The 18,439-nt window shown below is 60.3% G+C and carries 22 protein-coding genes, 1 other RNA gene and 1 pseudogene; 13 read left to right on the top strand and 11 right to left on the bottom strand.

Going from position 1 to position 18,439, the window contains the following annotated elements; translation table 11 throughout:
- Positions 1 to 140: 140 nt before the first annotated feature.
- Positions 141 to 1,442 (top strand): NTP/NDP exchange transporter, encoded by a 1,302-nt coding sequence (locus AACL53_RS16725; protein ID WP_339085680.1) that lies wholly within the window; start codon positions 141 to 143, stop codon positions 1,440 to 1,442.
- A 57-nt stretch (positions 1,443 to 1,499) separates the two neighbouring features.
- On the opposite strand, the gene infA is transcribed toward AACL53_RS16725, so the two are convergent.
- The 3 genes from infA to AACL53_RS16710 form a co-directional block, all read right to left on the bottom strand.
- Complete coding sequence (gene infA / locus AACL53_RS16720; protein ID WP_339085679.1) at positions 1,500 to 1,802, bottom strand: translation initiation factor IF-1; 303 nt, start codon at positions 1,800 to 1,802, stop codon at positions 1,500 to 1,502.
- 93 nt (positions 1,803 to 1,895) lie between these two features.
- Positions 1,896 to 2,102 carry a cold-shock protein gene (locus AACL53_RS16715; RefSeq protein ID WP_013214405.1) on the bottom strand — a complete coding sequence of 69 codons (207 nt, stop codon included), beginning with the start codon at positions 2,100 to 2,102 and terminating at the stop codon, positions 1,896 to 1,898.
- A 284-nt stretch (positions 2,103 to 2,386) separates the two neighbouring features.
- Entirely contained in the window at positions 2,387 to 2,845 is a 459-nt protein-coding gene (locus AACL53_RS16710; RefSeq protein ID WP_339085675.1) for a DUF882 domain-containing protein, read from the bottom strand.
- Positions 2,846 to 3,257: 412 nt separating this feature from the next.
- Between AACL53_RS16710 and AACL53_RS16705 the strand changes: the two genes are divergently transcribed.
- Both AACL53_RS16705 and AACL53_RS16700 read left to right on the top strand, forming a co-directional pair.
- Positions 3,258 to 3,713: a hypothetical protein gene (locus AACL53_RS16705; RefSeq protein ID WP_339085673.1), complete on the top strand. Its 456-nt coding sequence runs from the start codon at positions 3,258 to 3,260 to the stop codon at positions 3,711 to 3,713.
- Positions 3,714 to 4,032: 319 nt separating this feature from the next.
- The gene (locus AACL53_RS16700; RefSeq protein WP_339085671.1) at positions 4,033 to 4,275 is read left to right on the top strand and encodes a hypothetical protein; all 243 of its coding nucleotides are present in this window, start codon (positions 4,033 to 4,035) and stop codon (positions 4,273 to 4,275) included.
- Between the two features lie 33 nt (positions 4,276 to 4,308).
- Here AACL53_RS16700 and AACL53_RS16695 read toward each other — a convergent pair whose 3' ends face one another.
- The 3 genes from AACL53_RS16695 to fumC form a co-directional block, all read right to left on the bottom strand.
- The gene (locus AACL53_RS16695) at positions 4,309 to 4,539 is read right to left on the bottom strand and encodes a ribbon-helix-helix domain-containing protein (RefSeq protein WP_339085670.1); all 231 of its coding nucleotides are present in this window, start codon (positions 4,537 to 4,539) and stop codon (positions 4,309 to 4,311) included.
- Positions 4,540 to 4,767 carry a DUF4169 family protein gene (locus AACL53_RS16690; protein ID WP_339085668.1) on the bottom strand — a complete coding sequence of 76 codons (228 nt, stop codon included), beginning with the start codon at positions 4,765 to 4,767 and terminating at the stop codon, positions 4,540 to 4,542.
- A gap of 188 nt (positions 4,768 to 4,955) precedes the next feature.
- Positions 4,956 to 6,347 (bottom strand): class II fumarate hydratase, encoded by a 1,392-nt coding sequence (gene fumC, locus AACL53_RS16685; RefSeq protein WP_339085667.1) that lies wholly within the window; start codon positions 6,345 to 6,347, stop codon positions 4,956 to 4,958.
- Positions 6,348 to 6,675: 328 nt separating this feature from the next.
- Here fumC and AACL53_RS16680 point away from each other — a divergent pair, with 328 nt between their 5' ends.
- The 3 genes from AACL53_RS16680 (at position 6,676) to AACL53_RS16670 (ending at position 9,169) form a co-directional block, all read left to right on the top strand.
- Positions 6,676 to 6,993: a GYD domain-containing protein gene (locus AACL53_RS16680; protein ID WP_339085666.1), complete on the top strand. Its 318-nt coding sequence runs from the start codon at positions 6,676 to 6,678 to the stop codon at positions 6,991 to 6,993.
- A gap of 264 nt (positions 6,994 to 7,257) precedes the next feature.
- On the top strand, positions 7,258 to 8,058 hold the full coding sequence (locus AACL53_RS16675; protein ID WP_339085665.1) for an outer membrane protein: 801 nt from the start codon (positions 7,258 to 7,260) through the stop codon (positions 8,056 to 8,058).
- Positions 8,059 to 8,482: 424 nt separating this feature from the next.
- Positions 8,483 to 9,169: a pentapeptide repeat-containing protein gene (locus tag AACL53_RS16670; protein ID WP_339085664.1), complete on the top strand. Its 687-nt coding sequence runs from the start codon at positions 8,483 to 8,485 to the stop codon at positions 9,167 to 9,169.
- A 67-nt stretch (positions 9,170 to 9,236) separates the two neighbouring features.
- On the opposite strand, the pseudogene AACL53_RS16665 reads toward AACL53_RS16670, so the two are convergent.
- Together AACL53_RS16665 and AACL53_RS16660 are read right to left on the bottom strand one after the other, a co-directional pair.
- Positions 9,237 to 9,386: pseudogene (locus AACL53_RS16665) on the bottom strand (type I methionyl aminopeptidase); the annotation flags it as partial.
- A gap of 74 nt (positions 9,387 to 9,460) precedes the next feature.
- Complete coding sequence (locus AACL53_RS16660; protein ID WP_339085663.1) at positions 9,461 to 9,895, bottom strand: MgtC/SapB family protein; 435 nt, start codon at positions 9,893 to 9,895, stop codon at positions 9,461 to 9,463.
- Positions 9,896 to 10,213: 318 nt separating this feature from the next.
- Here AACL53_RS16660 and AACL53_RS16655 point away from each other — a divergent pair, with 318 nt between their 5' ends.
- A complete protein-coding gene (locus AACL53_RS16655; RefSeq protein ID WP_339085662.1) occupies positions 10,214 to 11,401 on the top strand; it encodes an NAD(P)/FAD-dependent oxidoreductase in 1,188 nt (395 codons plus the stop codon).
- Between the two features lie 109 nt (positions 11,402 to 11,510).
- Here AACL53_RS16655 and AACL53_RS16650 read toward each other — a convergent pair whose 3' ends face one another.
- Positions 11,511 to 12,188, bottom strand: coding sequence for an SspB family protein (locus AACL53_RS16650; protein WP_339085661.1), 678 nt, complete (start codon positions 12,186 to 12,188; stop codon positions 11,511 to 11,513).
- 124 nt (positions 12,189 to 12,312) lie between these two features.
- Positions 12,313 to 12,705, bottom strand: a transfer-messenger RNA (tmRNA) gene (ssrA, locus tag AACL53_RS16645).
- 280 nt (positions 12,706 to 12,985) lie between these two features.
- On the opposite strand from ssrA, the gene AACL53_RS16640 reads away from it, so the two are divergent.
- The gene (locus AACL53_RS16640; protein WP_339085660.1) at positions 12,986 to 13,738 is read left to right on the top strand and encodes a CPBP family intramembrane glutamic endopeptidase; all 753 of its coding nucleotides are present in this window, start codon (positions 12,986 to 12,988) and stop codon (positions 13,736 to 13,738) included.
- 59 nt (positions 13,739 to 13,797) lie between these two features.
- On the top strand, positions 13,798 to 14,592 hold the full coding sequence (locus tag AACL53_RS16635; protein ID WP_339085658.1) for a thymidylate synthase: 795 nt from the start codon (positions 13,798 to 13,800) through the stop codon (positions 14,590 to 14,592).
- Between the two features lie 6 nt (positions 14,593 to 14,598).
- On the opposite strand, the gene AACL53_RS16630 is transcribed toward AACL53_RS16635, so the two are convergent.
- Entirely contained in the window at positions 14,599 to 15,012 is a 414-nt protein-coding gene (locus AACL53_RS16630; RefSeq protein WP_339085657.1) for a hypothetical protein, read from the bottom strand.
- 242 nt (positions 15,013 to 15,254) lie between these two features.
- Here AACL53_RS16630 and AACL53_RS16625 point away from each other — a divergent pair, with 242 nt between their 5' ends.
- The 4 genes from AACL53_RS16625 (at position 15,255) to AACL53_RS16610 (ending at position 18,303) form a co-directional block, all read left to right on the top strand.
- A complete protein-coding gene (locus AACL53_RS16625; RefSeq protein WP_339085656.1) occupies positions 15,255 to 15,779 on the top strand; it encodes a dihydrofolate reductase in 525 nt (174 codons plus the stop codon).
- Between the two features lie 241 nt (positions 15,780 to 16,020).
- Entirely contained in the window at positions 16,021 to 17,220 is a 1,200-nt protein-coding gene (hflK, locus tag AACL53_RS16620; protein WP_339085655.1) for an FtsH protease activity modulator HflK, read from the top strand.
- A gap of 1 nt (position 17,221) precedes the next feature.
- Positions 17,222 to 18,121, top strand: coding sequence for a protease modulator HflC (locus tag AACL53_RS16615; RefSeq protein WP_339085654.1), 900 nt, complete (start codon positions 17,222 to 17,224; stop codon positions 18,119 to 18,121).
- Positions 18,118 to 18,303 carry a DUF2065 domain-containing protein gene (locus tag AACL53_RS16610; protein ID WP_339085653.1) on the top strand — a complete coding sequence of 62 codons (186 nt, stop codon included), beginning with the start codon at positions 18,118 to 18,120 and terminating at the stop codon, positions 18,301 to 18,303. Before AACL53_RS16615 ends, AACL53_RS16610 begins: the two co-directional genes overlap by 4 nt.
- Positions 18,304 to 18,439: the final 136 nt, after the last annotated feature.

Genomic DNA, 18,439 nt, shown 5'->3' with positions numbered 1-18,439 from the left:
CGTGCATTAAAGGTACACTGCCAAACAGCGTCTCCGCCGGGCACTTCTCCGCTGCATCGCGTCAATCACGATGACGCGCGCTCGCCGCTGTTAGTTCCGGGAAGACAATAAGCGAGATTGCTGCGAGAACTCCGGCCAGCATGGCATCAGAACGATCCCCCTCATCGACGACCTCTTCCGGCTCGTGGTTACGGCGCTTTGTTGATGTCGCGCCCGGAGAGATCGCAGCACTCCTCGCGTCGTTCGCGATGTTCTTCGCGCTGCTGTCCGCCTACTACATCATCCGTCCGGTTCGCGATGAAATCGGCGTCTCGCTGGGCAAGGATTCGCTCCGCGAACTTTTCACTGTCGTCTTCATCGTGATGCTCGCCCTCGTGCCGCTTTTCGGATTTGTCGCGACACGCTTTCCGCGCCGTTATGTGCTTCCGTCGATTTACAGCTTCTTCTCGGCGAACCTCGTCGTCTTCTGGCTCGTGCTCAAAGTGTCGCCTGATGATCATTGGGTGGCCGGATCGTTCTTCGTCTGGGCAAGCGTCTTTAATCTCTTCGTTGTGTCCCTCTTCTGGAGTTTGATGTCGGAACTCTGGTCGCACGAGGAAGCGAAGCGGCTCTACGGCTTCATCTCGGCAGGCGGCACCGCGGGCGCACTCGCTGGGCCATTGCTCACGCAAGGATTGGTCAGAGTATTGCCACCCGTCGATCTCTTGGCTGTCTCGGCTGCACTGCTGATCGCCTCGATGTTGGCGAGCTTGCAATTGCGCCGACTTAGACCGGCGGAAGCCAAGACGGCGTCCGAGCCCGCTGGCGGCGGCATACTCGACGGCGCGATAAAGGTCTTCACGACACCGATGTTCGCGCGCATCGCGCTTTTCATCTTCATCACGAACATCATCGGAACGTTCTTTTACCTGGAGCAGGCACGCCTCGTCGCGGCATCGATAGACAACAGCGCTGACCGCGTGCTGTTCTTTTCCGGCCGCGACCTTGCCGTCAGCGTCGTAACGTTCCTGATCGAAGTCTTCGGAACGGCGCGCGTTCTCCGCCGTTTCGGCGTAACGGGAGCGTTGCTTGCTTTGCCCCTGACAGGCGCGCTGGGCGTGCTCCTGCTGACGTTCGACGCGGCGCTCTGGATCGTCGCCGCCGTTATGGTTGCCGAACGGATCGTTTCGTTCGCGCTCGCAAATCCCGCGATAAAGGTGATCTACACGCTCGCCACGCCAGCCGATAAATACAAGGTGCAGAACTTCATCGACACGGTCGTATTTCGCGGCGGCGATGCGACGTCGGGGTGGCTTTTTTCGCTCGTCGGAGGCGGGCTCGGATTTGCTGGAGGAGCAACGGGAGCAATCGCCATTCCGCTGGTGGTCGCTTGGCTCTGGACCGCCGAGCGCCTCGGCGCCAATCACAAGCAGCGCGCCGCCGAACTTTCCGTTAGTGACTAAAACCCGTTAACTCGCGGGAGAGCACTGCGGTTGAAGGCAGCGCGCAGTCCGTCGTGATTAGCGTCCGCCGCCGCGACGAGGAGGGCCGCCGCTCGAGCGTGCCGTGCCTGCAGGTTCGCCGCCGCCACTGCCGGGACGACCGTCTTTGTGACGGAAGTTGATGCGGCCCTTGGTCAAATCATAAGGGGTCATCTCGACCGTCACACGGTCACCGGCGAGAATGCGGATGCGGTTCTTCTTCATGCGCCCCGAGGTGTAGGCAATGACTTCATGCCCATTGTCGAGCTTCACGCGACAGCGGGCGTCGGGCAGAACTTCGTCCACCACGCCCTCGAACTCGAGCATCTCTTCTTTCGCCATTCGATCTCCCGAACTTCCTTTTTTGATAACCGGATAAGAAAAGCGGGGAGCAGCCGAGCTGCTCCCCGCATGAGTGGAGTGGCCTCGAAAACCTTAGAGCGGACGGAGGTTTACGGCAGCGATCTTGCCGTTACGCCCACGCTCGGTTTCAAAGTAGATCTTTTGGCCTTCGCGGAGCGACTGAAGGCCTGCTCTCTCAACTGCAGAGATGTGAACGAAAACATCGTTCCCACCTTCTTCAGGCTGAATAAAGCCGTAACCCTTCTGACCGTTGAACCACTTCACAGTCCCGTTCGACATCAATTGCCTCCAAAGCAAACATGCATTCCCCGGCAGAATGTCCGGAGATAATCAAATCGCGCGATGGAGACGTCTTAGGGCAGGCGGTAGCGCTGTCGAAGAGTAAGCCAAGGCGTGTTCGATGGCGACTTTATGCCTTGCTCCTTCAAGAAAGGCAAGATCGTCGCAGGCGGCACGGAGGCCTCCAGGATGCGCCACAGAGCCCTGAAATGCATGCCGTTTCAGCATCCCGTGGACAACGCCTGATTGAAATTGAGGCGGGCTGCACTGCCCGCCTCCAAACTTCAGGTACGGCCGCTCGGACGGTTAAGAGCGACGAAGCGGGCGCCGACGTCGACATGAACATGATCCATATCGTTATAGGTCATGATGCCGCCGTTCTTGTAATTGGCGATCAACCAGCGGACGACTTCGGCTTTGCGGCCCGGTACGCGGAAATCGATCGCCTGTCCCGAAGCATGCTTTGAGGGATAGTTCGTCCCGGCGATCTTTGCACCCGGCCGGCAGGTCGAGACGATTTGAACGTTGTTGAATTGGCCCCGGATACGCGCGAGCAGGTTGCGTGCTTCCGACGTCAGGCAGGCGGTCGATGTGCCCGACAGACTGGATATCCGGCGGCTGGTCATCGCGCGATCTTTGAAGCCGTAGCCGTTGCCCTTGTACGATTTAGCATCGGCCAGGCTCGGCGCGACGAACGCGGCAAGTGCCAGAGAAAGCACAGCAATAGTCGATCCCTTACTCATGGGAAGTCCCTCGTGTTCAATGATGGGAGAAGGTCGAATCGCACCGCCCGCTGCTTCCCCGTGAAGCGGCTATGACGAGCCCGAAGGCCCGCGCTGCGGAGCATTGGATTGGGCAGGGGACCGCGAGCGCCAGCCCCCCGGTGCGCCTCACGACCGTGATCTCAACGAGACCGGAGGTGCCCTGTCACGAAAGACGAGTGCACCGTTTTGTGCGGCGTGTACTGAAAGCCTTACGCGATGGGCCAAAATAAGGCGAGTTGTAATGCCATCGCGTCCGTTGCGTCCCGCGAACAGCCTTCAGTCGAAATCTGTAAATTGAGCAACAGGCATGGAATAGTTCACGCAAGCAGAGTAGCAAGAAGGGCGCGGGGCACATCGCGCAAAAGGGGACAGCAGGGAAGGGGACACCACCATGAATGCCTTGAGAAGTCTTTTGATGGGCTTCGTCGCCGGGATGATTGCGGCGCTCATCGCCCAAGAAGGGATCAGCTGGCTATTCGTGAAATATTGGACCGGCTGGAACGCGATGCCCTGGAGCACGGACCCTGTGCCGAGCCTGCTTGTGCCGTCGATCGAGCTGCCCTGGATCATTGGCAACACGTTGACTGGCGGCCTCTGGGGCGCACTTTTTGGCCTGATCCTCGGCTGGAAGCCTCAGGGCATGATGACCATTCGCGGCGCCATCCTCGGCCTCTTCGGACCGGGCCTCATCAGCGCGTTTATCGTGATGCCCCATCTCGCGCAGCGGCCCTCGCCGCTGATCGAAGGCAACGTCAGCGAGATCGTACCCATCCTGTGCATCGCTGCCGGTTTCGGCGCAGTAGCGGCTTGGCTTTACGGTCTATTCAGCTGGGGTCGTCTGCCTTAACGGCGAAAGGCCCGGGGACCTGACGGGCGCACATCTCGAAATCAGTACGGCGGCGGGGCGGCATTTTCCAAGTCCCCCTCCGTCTTTTCGGTGTCGATGGAACCGTCACGCATTTCCTTAAACGTAACCCCGTCGGCAAGATGATCGGCGAGGCCGCGACCCTCGTGATAATCGGGAAGGCGGGACCTCGGCGACCTCCGGCAGCGTGGCCTTCGCTTGGCATCAGCAACTTTAGGTGGGCTGGCAACCACGATGTCCGATGCCTACGTTCCGGAAGCAAACCCTGAACGTCGGGCACCACGCTCGCGAAGGAACTGTCTTGAAAGCATATTTGATCGGAATTTGCCTGGCGCTCGCCGCGGTCGGCCCAGCCTCCGGAGCGCTGGCGAACCACACGAGAGCGAAGCCGAAGGCGCAGCCGTGGTACGAGAAACCCGTCGAACGTGACTGCACGCCGATCAATGGCCGCTACGGCTATTACGGCAATCCGTGGTGCGACACCGGGTCGACCCGCCCGCCGGATATGAAATATCGCGAGCGAGAAAGGGCTAGGTACTGGTAAACCCCTCGCCTGCCGCGCGACGGCTGGCCGCCGCTAATCGCTCGCCTTTACCTGCGCGCGCGCTTTCAGGCGGTCGAGCAGCCAGACGCGAACGGCGCTCGAGAGGCCAGCATCCCCGCGTCCTCTGTCGATGGAATTGATCAAGCTCGCGAGCGTAATGCCGTCTTCGGCGGCAGCTTCCTTGAGAGCAATCCAGAACGCTTTCTCGAGCGAAACCGACGTTCTGTGGCCCTGAATCGAGAACGAGCGCTTTTCGGGCCTCATTTACGAGGCGGTATTGGGATCGATATCGTCGGCGTCTTCATCGGCGCGATTGTCTTCCCGTCGTGCCCCGTCGATCTCGGACTGAGACTTGCGATGCTGCGCGTCAACAAGGCCCCGCTCCGACTTCGATTGCCCGTATTTGAGCCGGTTTTCATGCGCCTCCCGTTCCCGGTCAGCGCGCTCGCGGGCTTTACGGACCTTGTTGAGATTGATGATCTCGGCGGTCATAAAATGCACTCCGCAAAGGATGCAAATCACATCCTGAGTTTCAGCCATTTTATCTGCAGCAACGCAAATCCGTCAAACGGCGACATAGCACTTGATGTTGAAAGTGCCGTTCGGTCGCAATGCAGCTGTTATGCAAGTCTGTCCGCGAACGTCGCAAAGTTGCGAGGATCAGCGCGAGACCGCCGATGTCACTCGGGCCCGATCATCTTTTCCGGCCGCACGATTTCATCGAACTCCTTGTCCGTCACATAGCCGCCGCCCACGGCTTCGTCGCGAAGCGTCGTGCCCTTCTTGTGCGCGGTCTTCGCGATTTTAGCGGCGTTGTCGTAACCGATCTTCGGAGCCAAAGCCGTGACGAGCATCAGCGAGCGCTCGAGACCGGCGCGGATGTTGTCTTCCCTCGGCTCGATGCCGGCGACGCAGTTTTCGGTGAACGATACCGCGGCATCGCTCATCAGGCGGACCGATTGCAGGAAGTTGTAGGCCATTACAGGATTGTAAACGTTCAGCTCGAAATGCCCTTGGCTGCCGGCGAACGATATGGCGGCATTGTTGCCGAAAATCTGAATGCAGACCTGCGTGAGGGCCTCGCACTGCGTCGGGTTAACCTTGCCCGGCATGATCGACGAACCGGGCTCGTTTTCGGGGAGCGATAGTTCGCCGAGGCCGGAACGAGGACCCGAACCCAGCAACCGGATGTCGTTCGCGATCTTGAACAGCGACGCGGCGACGGTGTTGATCGCGCCGTGCGAAAACACCATCGCATCGTGCGCGGCGAGAGCCTCGAACTTGTTGGGCGCCGATTTGAAGGGCAGGTGCGTGATCGACGCGATGCGCTCCGCCACCAGCTCCGCGAAGCCCTTCGGCGCGTTGAGACCGGTACCGACTGCGGTGCCGCCCTGCGCAAGTTCCATAAGGGCCGGGAGAGTCTGTTCGATACGTGCAATGCCGTTCTCAACCTGCTGGGTATAACCCGAGAACTCTTGGCCCAACGTCAACGGCGTCGCGTCCTGCGTGTGCGTGCGGCCGATCTTGATGATGCGCGACCAAGCCTGTGCTTTGTCGTTCAATGCGTTGCGCAACTGCTGAAGCGCCGGAATGAGCCGGTGCACGACCTCTTCCGAGCACGCGATGTGCATCGCCGTCGGATAGGTGTCGTTGGACGACTGGCTCATGTTGACGTGATCGTTGGGATGCACGGGCTTTTTCGAGCCCATCTCGCCGCCCATCATTTCGATCGCGCGGTTCGAGATGACTTCGTTCGCATTCATGTTTGACTGCGTACCCGAACCCGTCTGCCAGACGACGAGCGGGAAATGATCGTCGAGTTTCCCCTCGATGACTTCCTGCGCAGCCTTGACGATCGTATCGCCGATCTTCGGATCGAGCCTGCCGAGCGCCATGTTCGTCTCGGCCGCGGCGCGCTTGACGACGCCGAGCGCGCGAACGATGGGAGCGGGCTGCTTCTCCCAGCCGATCTTGAAATTGCCGAGGCTGCGCTGAGCCTGCGCGCCCCAATAACGATCGGCCGCGACGTCGATCGGGCCAAAGGTGTCGGTTTCGGTGCGCGTCTTGCTCATGGTGTGCTCGGTCCCGTTGATGGTTCGCGGACGAAAATTTTCGTGCTTCGTCGCGCATGGGGCGCGCTTTGTCGAGCGTTTTCATAAGCAACAAGCTGGCAGGGAACGGACCTATGCCATGCCTCAGTCATCCCGGCGCAGGCCGGGATCCCGCCAATGCGCAGCAAATTTGCAATTGCGGTCCGCCTCGGAACAAGCCGCCGCTGCCATTGTGTTGAAGCTTGTCTGGTTGCCGGAATTTGCCGGCATGGCGGAAAGGGCAATTATGTCGCCTCCAACCGAGGGTCTATAGTCTCCGTCGCCAGGAGCTTGAGGAGGAGGAAACGCTATGCCGAAGTATCTCGTGCAGGGTTCCTACACCGACCAGGGTCTGAAGGGCCTGCTAAAGGAGGGCGGCTCGAAACGACGTGCTGCGGTAGATCGACTCGCCAAGGAGATGGGCGGCAAACTCGAAGCATTTTATTTCACTTTTGGCAGCGACGACTTCGTCATCATTCTCGATTTGCCGAGCAACATGGACATGGCAGCCACCGCCATTGTCGCCCAGGCCAGCGGCACGGTGAAGTCGCGGGTCACGGTCCTCATGACTTCCGAAGATGTGGACCAAGCGGTGCAAAGAAAAGTCGATTTCCACCCGCCCGAGTAAAGGGGCGGCGTTCATCATCGAACGCACGAACTCATGCAGGAGTCGTGTCGAAGACGCGCAGCTAAGTCATGCAGTCTGTGCCCCAGTACGCCATTCGCGAGCACGGATGCGATCTCGCGGTCGAGGCTCGCCCCGCCTAACGGCAGAGATGCTCACCGGCACAATTCGACCCTACAGCGGCATTGCCGTGAACTCTTGGCCAACCTGCAATAGTCTCGTGCGGAGCAGATTCGATTCGGGCTTGTCATCGGAGGGGGAGCGGCTATGCGGATCAAACTGACGCTAGCGATCATCGCGAGTTTCGTGGCGCCGCCGGCCGTCGCTGCTGATGGGCAGTTGCCAGGACAAGCCTCACCGGCGCGCGGTGTCTACCTCGGCGCATTCGGCGGCGGAGGCTTCGGCACCGCCACGGACGTCAACCAGCTCGGTACGGCCTTTTTCCCCGAGGTTGCCGGAGGTCCGTTAGCCGTCAATGCTCGGGGGCGGACCGACAGCGGCGGTGTCGGGTTCGTTGGCGGACAGGTCGGTTATGAATTTTCGCACGGCTCGGTGTTGCCTGCCTTCGAGATCGAAGGTCTCTATCTCGCCAACGGGACCCGCCGCGCGACGCTGGAAAACCCCACTGACCGGCTTCCCGAACATACGTTCGACGATGCCTTCCCGATGAGCAGCTCCGTTGTTCTGGCGAATCTGGTTGTCAGCTTTCCAACGTCCTACCCAGGCGTGACGCCCTATATCGGTGGCGGCGTCGGCGGCGCCCGCGTCGCCATCGATGGCGCGAATTCCCTCCAGACCAACCCGGCGGAGGCCGGCATCAACCACTTCAACTCCGGCGCCGATTCATCTGCCTGGACGTTCGCGGCACAAGCCAAGGCCGGTGTTCGCGTCGCCCTTAGCAGCAACGCCTACGTGTTCGGTGAGTATCGCTACCTGTACGTCGGCTCCGTCGATCAGATTTTCGGGCCCACGGTGTACGACACCCATGTTCCCACCAGCTCCTGGACGGAACGCTTCGGCGATACGTCGTATCACCTAGGAACCGCCGGCATCGGGTTCAATTTCTAGTTTGACCGCCATGGACCTGCCGACGGGTCTGGTGTCTCGACGCTGCCCGGCGGCTCGACCACATCGCGCATCATAGCCGGCGCTTGCCGGCGTATCTTCTTTGCCGTTGAGGGCACGAGCTCATGCCCTTCGCGCGTGGAAAGATGAGCGTGAGTATGCGAGCCCCTTCGGGTGCGGGGATAAGTTTGAGGGGACGTTCTGCGGCGATGGTTAGCGGCGCAGACTTACATCTGCTATGGGCCGGAACGGACATCAGTCCGCTTGTGATCCTTCAAGGGCAATAACGCGCCCCGGCAGACGCATTGAAGGGTTTGGCGCAACAGAAGATGGCCCAAGAGGACAGTGTTCCCAATGGGCCGATGGATCCTGTGAAATAGGTTTGAGGTAGCGGCGCCCAACGGGGTGTTGTTGCGTAGGAAATGTCATGATTTCAGAGCAGCTAACGATCGCAGATCGAAGCCTGACGCGTGCCGAAGTTGAAGCCTTGGCGCGAAAAGGCACGCCAATGGCGTTGGCGCGATGTGGACTTGAGGAGGTCGATTTGTCGGGCCTCGATTTGCAGGGGTGGCATTTTGCGAGCTGCAGTCTCAAAGGGACAAGGTTTGTCGGCGCGAAGCTGGAGGCTACACGGTGGACCGGCGGTCGAGGAGGCTTCGCTCAATTTACCGGCGCAGATTTACGAGAAGCGGTGTTCCGCTCGGTCGACTTCAACAATAGTGATTTTCGTGGAGCCAGCATGGGCTCCGCGTCTTTCGTAGGTTGCAAGCTTACCGGCGCTAACCTCAGCGAAGTCAAATCTCTTGATCTTCATTTCGAAGAAACTCTGCTGGCAGGAGCGAAGCTTCACAAGTTCAGCTTCCGCAAAGCTCATTTGAAGCAGCTAGACTTCCAGCAGGCCGATCTGAGGCAATGCGACTTCAGAGACGCAGTCTTCGAACAATGCAGCTTGCGAGATGCAAACCTCGTCGATGCTCGATTTGAAGGCGCGGATCTGAGGGGAGCGGATTTAGGTGGGGTGCGCCTAATGGATGCGAAACGTTTCAAAGGGGCCGTGATTTCGCGTGCGCAGGCGAGCGCCCTATTGGGGGAACTCGGCCTCAAGGTCCAATAGGATCGACTTATCGGAATATCCTGCTGTGCTGAAGTACACTCAGGTCATGAGCAGCCGTGACGCGGGCTTACCCAGGTAACGTCACCACGAGAGGTCCGTTACGCGTTGCGACGACGGTATGCTCGTATTGCACGGTCGGCGCTCTGGGGCTGCTGAAGAGGGTCCACGCATCGCCAGCTTCTGCCCACTCCGCGCCGCGCGAAAGAAGCGGCTCCATAGCGAGCGGTGTTCTCGACCTTCGAATGTCCGAACAAGAGCTGGGCAACGCAAAATCCGTCAAGTCTCCAAGGATTATTCCTCGATCTGGCTGTCCCTCCACTTTTTGACATGTGGGATGCGGGGAACGATCACCGCGTAGATTGAAGCAATCACTGCGATCGCATACCAGCCGATGCCGATGGCCATGCCGATAGCGGCAGCAAACCAGATTGCGGCAGCCGTCGTTAGGTTTCTTATGCTGTTGTTCTCGCTCTTCAAGATCATACCGGCGCCCAGGAAACCAACGCCCGAAACGACTTGAGCGGCGATACGGGCAGGGCTGTTGGGATCGGCGACCGTAGATATGAATGTGAACAAGCAAGCGCCCGCCATCACGAAGCAGTGCGTGCTGATGCCGGCAGGTTTGTTGCGAAGCTCACGCTCCACTCCGATGATGATGCCGAGCGCCAGACACAGGGCGAGCTTGATAGCAAAAACAACCTCAAGGCCAGTTAGCCAACTGGTCATGCTCATTCCCTTTTTTGATGTCGCTGATCGGTCAGATTTGGTTAGCGCTCAGGCCGAGCTTTCGCCCAAGCCGACGTAGATAAGTTTGCTCGCGAGTTCGGCAAGGGGTCAAGTTCTGTGGGTGAGACAGCTTTGATGATCTTTGCTGTGCAAATCAGAACATCAATGCTCTTGCGTGCGTGGAAGGCCCTCGGCGTTGTGCGCCAGGGCCGGCGACCACTGCGCGACGGCAATTCGCGGGATTGCCGCGGCCGATGGAACAGTATTGAAGCAGGCTCTGCCTTAAGCCGAGGTCAAGAGAGGTCGCGAAGAGAGTCCGTGAGCACGAGAACATCCAGCCGTTATGACGCAATCATACTGGGCGCAGGTGCGGCGGGGATGATGTGTGCCCTCACGGCGGGCCAGCGCGGACGCAAGGTGCTCTTGATCGACCATGCTGACGAGCCGGGGAAGAAGATCCTTATCTCGGGCGGCGGCCGCTGCAATTTCACCAATCTCCACACGCCGCCCGAGCGGTATCTGTCAGCCAACCGCCACTTCGCCAAGTCGGCGCTGCGCCGCTATCGCCCCGAAGACTTTATCGCCCTGGTCGAGCGCCATCACATTTCTTGGCATGAGAAAACGCTCGGGCAGCTTTTCTGTGACGGCTCGGCCCGGCAGATCGTCGCCATGCTCCTCGAGGAGTGTGCCAAAGGACAAGTCGAGCTGAGGCTTGGCCACGCTGTGCAGGAGGTCGAGCACGCCGATGGGATCTACCGCGTCAGCTGCGGTGATGAGGCAGCCTGCGCGCCTGCACTCGTGATCGCAACGGGTGGCCCGTCCATACCGAAAATGGGGGCGACCGGGTTTGCCTACGATCTTGCCCGGAAGTTTGGCCTCGCGGTTCTCGCGCCGCGACCGGCGCTTGTGCCGCTGACGCTTGGGAAAGACGAGACGCTGTTCCAGTCGCTGTCGGGTGTCTCGGCCGATGTCGCTACGCGATGTGGCAACGTCGCATTTCGCGAGGCTGCGCTATTTACCCACAAAGGGCTATCGGGCCCGGCTATACTGCAGATCTCGTCGTACTGGACGCCCGGCGAGGAGATCGGGATCGACTTTCTGCCGCAGGTCGGATCGTCCTGGCTTGTCGAGGCAAAGCGCAGCAATCCCCGTTCCGCGCTGCGCTCCGTGCTGGCGCATGCATTGCCTGCGCGCCTCGCCGAAGCTCTGGCCGAGCGCTCCGGCCTCAGCGGAGAACTCGCAAACATTCCCGACCGGACACTCGAACAGACTCAGCGGCGGATTTCCGACTGGCGCTTTCGCCCCACCGGCACGGAAGGGTTCGCCAAAGCCGAGGTGACGGCCGGCGGGATCAGCACCGGCGAACTGTCCTCGCAGACCATGCAAGCCAGGAACGTTAGCGGGCTTTACGCGATCGGCGAAGCGGTCGATGTGACCGGTTGGCTTGGCGGCTATAATTTTCAGTGGGCGTGGGCCAGCGGCTGGGTCGCCGGGCACGCTCTTTAGGTCGCTGCCCATCCGATGCTGTCGCGCCAGAAGTCGGCCTAGGTATCGGAAGCGGTCGTCCATGCGCTCGATCGACGACGATTGTGACGGGCCTTGGCCCTTGCGTCCGCTACTTCTTCCTGAACTGATCCAGGCTCAGGATCTTGGCGCCCTCGGGTGCGGGCTGCTCCGCAGCCTCGCTATCGCCGCCGTCTTTCGGAGCTTCCTCTCCGGCGCGCGACGCGGGCTCCGGATTGGGCGGAACGGAATTCGCGGACTTCACGGCAACGAGCGTCGGAGCGCTGTTCGGCACATCCTTGTCGCCGCGGGCCTTGCGAGGCGCTCGCGGCTTTTTGGTTTGCGTGCGCGGCGCATCCGTTGCGTCGACGACGTCGTAGGTCGCGTCCGCGGTGACCGCACGCGGCACGGGCGGCGCGTCGCGATCGCTCGCTTCCTCATCGAACTGCAGGCCGTAGCGAACGCTCGGATCGATGAAGACCTTGATGGCGGCGAACGGAACGACAAGTCTTTCGGGAATGCCGTCGAACGTGAGCTTGACCTCGAACCGGTCCTCCGAAACGATCAGATCCCAGAACCGGTGCTGGAGCACGATCGTCATTTCGGTCGGATATTTTTCCTTGAGCCGCTTCGACAGGATCACGCCCTGCGCCTGCGTATGGAACGAGATGTAGAAATGGTGCTCGTCGGGCAACCCGGTCTTGACGACCTGCTGCAGAACCGCGCGCACGACGCCTCGCATCGCCTCCTGTTGTAGCTTTGCGTAATCTATGGACGGCCCCGATGCCATGCCTCAGCCTTCAATTCGCTAATTCTTCGTCTGACCTCTGAAATCAGATTTGCCGTCCCGTCAAGTCCCGTCCCGTCCCGTCGAGTCCGAGTGCCAGGGACATTCTGAAGGGACGCAGTAAAGTAGTGGAGGGCTTCTGTTGCCCGGTGCCCTCCGGACCGCGCCTTATCCTGCTACGGATAAGGGCTTCAAGTTCAGGCTATTCGCACTGCATTACGCAGCGAGAGCGGCCTCAGCATAGTTGTCATTGGCAACTATTCTGTAAGACCCGATAACGGTGGTATCATGCCGGGCAAAAGCTAAGTCCTTTACGCCTTCGTCGATCCTATTTCGCCCCCATACCTACCGGGCCTTTCGGCCGGCTCCCCGAAGGGGAGTCGAAAGACCCCAGCGAGAAAATGGTGGAGGCGCCGGGTACCGCCCCCGGGTCCGATCGGCTTATTACGACCGCGTTTATCGCCATAGCTGGCAAGCCAGCAGATCGAATATAGGGTGCAATGCTTTCGAACAAAAGCGTTTCCGCGCCTATGTGCTCGCCGTGACGAAGAAATCTGTGATCGGCGCAGCGACGATTGGACAGAGCGATTGGTGAACAAGTCCCCCGATTTTGGGCGCTGGGAGCCGTGATTGATCGTGACGCGCTCGCGGCCGGGAGAACTTCGGCCCAAGAAATTATAGAGTGAGCGTATCGTCGCAAGATAAGGTCCCGGTCCCGCCGCCCGGTCCCGGCCCGGGTGTCGGGTTGCCTTTCGGCTCGAGCCTAAATCGAGTGCCCCAACGTCGAGGTACAAGATCACGTGCAAAATCGAACTCAGATTTGGAAATGGGTGGCGACCGGTGTCTGCCTGGCGGTCGCGATCGTCGTACTGGCGACGGTTTCGGGCTACGGCGCCGCCGCCGTCTTCGATATCTGGAGCCAGATCAAAGAGCCTCGCGCCTTCGCGGCCGGCGAACCCGAAGCGCTAATGACGGGACGCGTCGCCATATCGCTCTTCGCTTTTCAGGTGGTGACGGTCGCCTCTGTATTTCTGGCCAATGCGCGCCGCAGGCGCGTTGCGGGCACGCCATTTTTGAATTTCGACATGCCGCCGGGCGGCATCAAGACGCTCGCGCTCTCCGTCGTCGTGCTGATGGCGCTCGCGATGCTCTTTGCCTCCTTTGTTTTCGTGTTCAATCCGGACGCACTGCAGCACGATCTCCAGCCCTTCGCCGAGATGATGAAATCGCGGACGTGGTGGCTCATTCTCCTCGCTGCGGGGATCGGAGCGCCGCTCGCTGAGGAATGCCTGTTCCGGGGGTTGCTCTTCGGAGCGCTAAGGCCGTCGCCGTTGGGGTTTACCGGCGCGGCGGTCGTCACCGCGGTGACGTGGGCCCTGCTGCACGCGAATTATTCGCCCTACGGCGTCGCCGCGATTACGCTGATCGGACTTTATCTTGCGTGGCTTCGCGAGCGCACCGGGTCGCTATTGACTCCGATCGTCTGTCATGGCGCCTACAACTCGCTGATCATCCTTTTGATGGCTTTCTCGGCCGCGGGATCGTTCGACTAGGTAGGCGAAAAGCCCCACCGGAATCGATCCCCGCTCCAGAATCGATTAGTGCTCATTGAATGCAACAATACCTCGACCTGCTGCGCCGCGTCAGAACCGAAGGCGCGAAGAAAACCGACCGCACCGGCACCGGCACCCTTTCGGTCTTCGGCCACCAGATGCGCTTCGACCTTTCGGAAGGCTTCCCCCTCGTCACGACGAAGAAGCTTCACCTGAAGTCGATCATCGTCGAGCTGCTATGGTTTCTGTCTGGCGCGACGAACACCCGGTATCTGAAAGAGCATGGCGTCAGCATCTGGGACGAGTGGGCGGACGCGGAAGGCAATCTCGGTCCGGTCTACGGCAAGCAGTGGCGCAGCTGGGAAGCCCCCGATGGCGCGACCATCGATCAAATCACGAACGCCGTCGACGATCTGAAGCGCAATCCGGATTCGCGCCGCATCATCGTGACGGCGTGGAATCCGGGCGACCTGTCGAAAATGGCATTGGCGCCCTGCCATTGCCTTTTCCAGTTCTATGTCACGGACGGTAAGCTTTCCTGCCAGCTCTATCAGCGCTCGGCAGACGTGTTCCTCGGCGTGCCGTTCAACATTGCGAGCTACGCGCTGCTGACGATGATGATGGCCCAGGTGACGGGACTGAAGCCGGGAGATTTCGTCCACACGTTCGGCGACGCGCACCTCTATCTCAATCACCTGGAGCAGGCGGATCTGCAGCTGTCGCGCACACCGCGCGCGCTCCCCGGGATGAAGATAAACCCCGCCGTGTCATCGATCTTCGACTTCAAATACGAAGACTTCGAGCTGACAGGCTACGATCCGCACCCCCACATAAAGGCACCAGTGGCGGTTTAGCGGCGGTTAGTGCGTGCTTGAGGTTTGAATATCGCGGGGCTGCGGTTTGGTATCTTTTTTGGCGTCCGTCATCACCGCCTGAAGTTCCTCCGAGCCCTTGAGAGGCACGACCGCGGTAACGATGTCATTCTGGTCGTAGGTCACCTGAGCGCTCATTGGCGTTCCGTTGAAATAGCCCTCAGTCGGCGTTCCAACCGCTTCCCATAAGCCCATCGTGAAGACGTCAGCTGCGCCGTGCAGAATGGCCCGGCCTGCCTTGGCGCCACCGCTGTAGCCCTGAGTGAAACTGAAGATATCGGTGCGAACGCCTTTGTCTGTCTGGGTGCTGACAGGCGGCCCCAGTTCCGCGATCAATCGCGCCCTCGGCTGACCAGCCGACAGGACGTTGAGGTCCTTCGCGTTGGGTTGGTTCGCAGCCATGTAGACAGCGCATCCGCCCCCTGTGAGGCCGGTCAAAAAACACGCGGCGGTGACCGCAAACCCTAAGACCAAGCGCCGCTGCATTGCCCCACGTTCCCCGATTGTCCCCGTTTTGAGACTAACGCTAGAACGTACTCCGCACAAAGAGCAAGTTGCCGAAAAGATCGTTTCAACGAAAATCTCCTTTCAGCCGTTCATTTCATCGGTTTGCTTCTTGCCGCTGCCGTTGCTATGCGATCCGGATGAATGACATAACAGTTTCCCTAATCGTCGCCGTCTCCGAGAACGGCGTCATCGGACGCGACGGTGGCTTGCCGTGGCGGCTCTCATCCGACCTCAAGACGTTCCGTCGCCTCACGATGGACAAGCCCATCATAATGGGCCGCAAAACATTCCAATCGATCGGTAAGCCGCTCGACGGTCGCGATAACATCGTCGTCACGCGAGATCCCTCATTCGAGGTAGCCGGCGTCTCGACGTGCGAGACCGTGAGCGATGCGCTGACCCTTGGACGCGTTCTCGCGAAGACGCGCGGCGCCGAGGAGATCATGGTTATCGGCGGTGCGGCAATCTATGATGCGGCATTTCCCGTCGCAGATCGGGTCTACTTGACCCGCGTTCATGCGGTAGTTGACGGTGACCGTCATTTCGCGCCGCTCGACGCCGCCCAATGGCAAAAAATCGGCGAGGAGGCGCTGCCAAATGGCCCTCGCGACGACCATGCATCGACGCTAATCGTTTACGATCGCCTGAAAACATCGGCCTAAGAAGCGACACGCCGCACTTGAAGGCCTGCGCAAAGCCACCAAATTGGAATTAGCCAAAAAAAGCGGAATTTGCGATCGATCGGGCCCTGCCTTATAAGCTCCCGCGAAATCTCTTTTAACGACGTGGCTCAACCCTTTGTGGTGCATGTCTAACAATCGGCGACAACGATTTGTTGCCGGCGTATTCAAAGCGGGGGTCGCGATTTCACTCTTCAACTCAAATTCAATGAGGCCCTGAGTTATGCCCTGGACGAGTCAAGGCGGTGGCGGCAACCCCGGTGGGAATGGCGGCCGCAAGGGCGGTGGTGGCCCGTGGGGTCAAGGGCCCTGGGGCCCGTCCGGCGGTGGTGGCGGCGGCGGTGGCAAAGAACCGCCCGATCTCGATGAAATTCTGCGCCGTGGCCAGGATCGCGTGCGCCAAGTGATGCGCGGCGGCGGCGGCAACGGCAACGGCAGCGGCAACTTGGGCGGCGGCGTACCGAAACCTTTCCTTTTCTTGATCGCGATGCTGCTGCTTGCAGGCGTCTCGTTCTACGGCTTCTTCTTCCGCGTCAATCCGGACGAGCAGGGCATCGTCATGCGGTTCGGCAAGTTCGACCGGTGGGAACCGGCGGGCCTGCATTTCCGTTGGCCTTATCCGATTGAGGAAGTTCGTCTCCCGAAAGTTACGCAGCAGCGTACGATCGAAGTCGGCGCCGGCCGCAGCGTTATTGGCGGCCAGGACAGCGGCTTGATGCTGACGGGCGACGGCAGCGTCGTCGACGTTCGCTTCGTCGTTTTCTGGCGCATCAGCCCTGAATCGGATCCGGCAACCGGAGAGACGGGCGTCGAGCAATACATGTTCAACATCGCGCAGCCCGAGACGACCGTTCGTGAGGTCGCCGAGAGCGCCATGCGTGAAGTTGTGGGTCAGTCGGCCCTTCAGCCGCTTCTGACTGGCGGCCGTCAAAAAACGCAGGAAGACGTGCGCAATTTGATGCAGAAGACGCTCGACTACTATCGATCCGGCATCAAGATCGATCAGATCCAGCTCAAAGAGGTCGACCCGCCGCAGGAAGTCATCAGTTCGTTCCGCGAAGTCGCCGCTGCCGGTCAGGAGAAGGAAACCCTGGTCAAGCAGGCTCAGACTTATCAGGACCAGGTGACCCCGCGTGCACGCGGCGATGCCGACCGCATCGTTGCAGCCGCCGAAGGCTACCGCGATCAGACGGTCGCCGAGGCGACGGGTCAGGCGGCCCGCTTCCTGAAGGTCTACGACGAATACAAGAAGGCGCCGGACGTCACGCGCGAACGGCTCTATCTCGAAATGCAGGAACGCGTTCTGTCCGGAGCCGACAAGATCATCCTCGATCAAAAGAGCGGCGGCCAGGGCGTAGTCCCGTTCCTGCCGCTGGAGCAGCTCCAGAAGCGCGACCAGCAACAGCCCGACGGAGCGAAATAATATGCGAGCGTTCTTCGCTTTTATCCTGACCGTTCTCGGTCTCGCGGCGCTGGGGCTTTACGCCTCCGCCTTCATCGTGCACCAGAATGAGCAGGCGCTCGTGCTCCGCTTCGGTAATCCGCAGCAGGCCATCACGACGCCTGGCCTGAAGTGGAAGGTGCCGTTCATCGACACCGTCGAGAAGTTCGACAAGCGCATCCTCGACCTCGACACGACCGAGCAGGAAGTGACGGCGTCCGATCAGCAGCGATTGATCGTCGACGCTTACGCCCGCTATCGCATCACCGACCAGCTCAAGTTCTATCAGAACGTGCGCTACGAGGATCGCGTTCGCGAGGTCGTGGGCCCGCTGATCGAATCTGAAATCCGTCGTGTTCTTGGTTCTGCAACTCTGCAGGAAGTCGTCAAGGACAAGCGCGAAAGCCTGATGAAGCAGATCGCCGTGCAGGTGAACAAGGAAGGCCGCGACTACGGTCTCGAAGTCGTCGACGTGCGCATCAAGCGCGCCGACCTTCCGAAGGAGAACCTCGTTAAGGTCTATGACCGGATGCGGGCGGACCGTGTTCGTGAGGCGACGGAGCTCCGTGCCCAAGGCGAAGCGGAGAGCAACCGCATTCGCGCCAACGCCGACAAGGACGTGACGATCATCAAGGCGACGGCGACGCAGAAATCCGATGAAATCCGCGGCGACGGCGAAGCCGAGCGCAGCCGGATCTTCGCGGATGCCTTCGGCCAGGACCCGGAATTCTTCCGCTTCTACCGGTCGATGCAAGCCTACACGGCCGCCATCAAGCCCGAAGACACCCGCATGCTGTTGACGCCTGACAGCCAGTTCTTCCGGTACTTCCAGGACCCTAACGGCAAGGCGCCCGCCTCGCCGGTTCACGCCGACCAGCGATGAACGATCTCCTCGCGGGGCTAGGCATCGCCCTTGTCCTCGAGGGCCTCCTCTGGGCCGCCGCGCCTCAAAAGGCGCGGCGGGTCCTTGAAGAAATTTCAACTTTCAGCAATGGCCGCATCCAGGCCGTCGCCGTCGCCGCCGTGGCGCTCGGCGTTTTCGTCGTTTGGGTGGCCCGGGGATGATTCAAGGGATGGGGCTGAAACGACCAACTTATCCCCGCGCCTTGACGGTATGCTAAAGTTGCCATGTTGACGCTTGGATGTTGCGCCAATAACGCCTGCCAATCCGGGGAACTGGCCAAAAGCGCCCCACCCCGCC

Origin of the sequence: Hyphomicrobium sp. ghe19, assembly GCF_902712875.1 — a bacterium.
Classification (GTDB): domain Bacteria; phylum Pseudomonadota; class Alphaproteobacteria; order Rhizobiales; family Hyphomicrobiaceae; genus Hyphomicrobium_B.
The sequence above is the reverse complement of the archived record's forward strand: the minus strand, read 5'-3'. Positions and strand labels throughout refer to the sequence as shown.

Coding starts and splice junctions, on each gene's coding strand:
- AACL53_RS16725 (WP_339085680.1), top strand. CDS start 141: ATGGCATCAGAACGATCCCCCTCATCGACGACCTCTTCCGGCTCGTGG.
- infA (WP_339085679.1), bottom strand. CDS start 1,802: ATGGCGAAAGAAGAGATGCTCGAGTTCGAGGGCGTGGTGGACGAAGTT.
- AACL53_RS16715 (WP_013214405.1), bottom strand. CDS start 2,102: ATGTCGAACGGGACTGTGAAGTGGTTCAACGGTCAGAAGGGTTACGGC.
- AACL53_RS16710 (WP_339085675.1), bottom strand. CDS start 2,845: ATGAGTAAGGGATCGACTATTGCTGTGCTTTCTCTGGCACTTGCCGCG.
- AACL53_RS16705 (WP_339085673.1), top strand. CDS start 3,258: ATGAATGCCTTGAGAAGTCTTTTGATGGGCTTCGTCGCCGGGATGATT.
- AACL53_RS16695 (WP_339085670.1), bottom strand. CDS start 4,539: ATGAGGCCCGAAAAGCGCTCGTTCTCGATTCAGGGCCACAGAACGTCG.
- AACL53_RS16690 (WP_339085668.1), bottom strand. CDS start 4,767: ATGACCGCCGAGATCATCAATCTCAACAAGGTCCGTAAAGCCCGCGAG.
- fumC (WP_339085667.1), bottom strand. CDS start 6,347: ATGAGCAAGACGCGCACCGAAACCGACACCTTTGGCCCGATCGACGTC.
- AACL53_RS16680 (WP_339085666.1), top strand. CDS start 6,676: ATGCCGAAGTATCTCGTGCAGGGTTCCTACACCGACCAGGGTCTGAAG.
- AACL53_RS16675 (WP_339085665.1), top strand. CDS start 7,258: ATGCGGATCAAACTGACGCTAGCGATCATCGCGAGTTTCGTGGCGCCG.
- AACL53_RS16670 (WP_339085664.1), top strand. CDS start 8,483: ATGATTTCAGAGCAGCTAACGATCGCAGATCGAAGCCTGACGCGTGCC.
- AACL53_RS16660 (WP_339085663.1), bottom strand. CDS start 9,895: ATGACCAGTTGGCTAACTGGCCTTGAGGTTGTTTTTGCTATCAAGCTC.
- AACL53_RS16650 (WP_339085661.1), bottom strand. CDS start 12,188: ATGGCATCGGGGCCGTCCATAGATTACGCAAAGCTACAACAGGAGGCG.
- AACL53_RS16635 (WP_339085658.1), top strand. CDS start 13,798: ATGCAACAATACCTCGACCTGCTGCGCCGCGTCAGAACCGAAGGCGCG.
- AACL53_RS16630 (WP_339085657.1), bottom strand. CDS start 15,012: ATGGCTGCGAACCAACCCAACGCGAAGGACCTCAACGTCCTGTCGGCT.
- AACL53_RS16625 (WP_339085656.1), top strand. CDS start 15,255: ATGAATGACATAACAGTTTCCCTAATCGTCGCCGTCTCCGAGAACGGC.
- hflK (WP_339085655.1), top strand. CDS start 16,021: ATGCCCTGGACGAGTCAAGGCGGTGGCGGCAACCCCGGTGGGAATGGC.
- AACL53_RS16615 (WP_339085654.1), top strand. CDS start 17,222: ATGCGAGCGTTCTTCGCTTTTATCCTGACCGTTCTCGGTCTCGCGGCG.
- AACL53_RS16610 (WP_339085653.1), top strand. CDS start 18,118: ATGAACGATCTCCTCGCGGGGCTAGGCATCGCCCTTGTCCTCGAGGGC.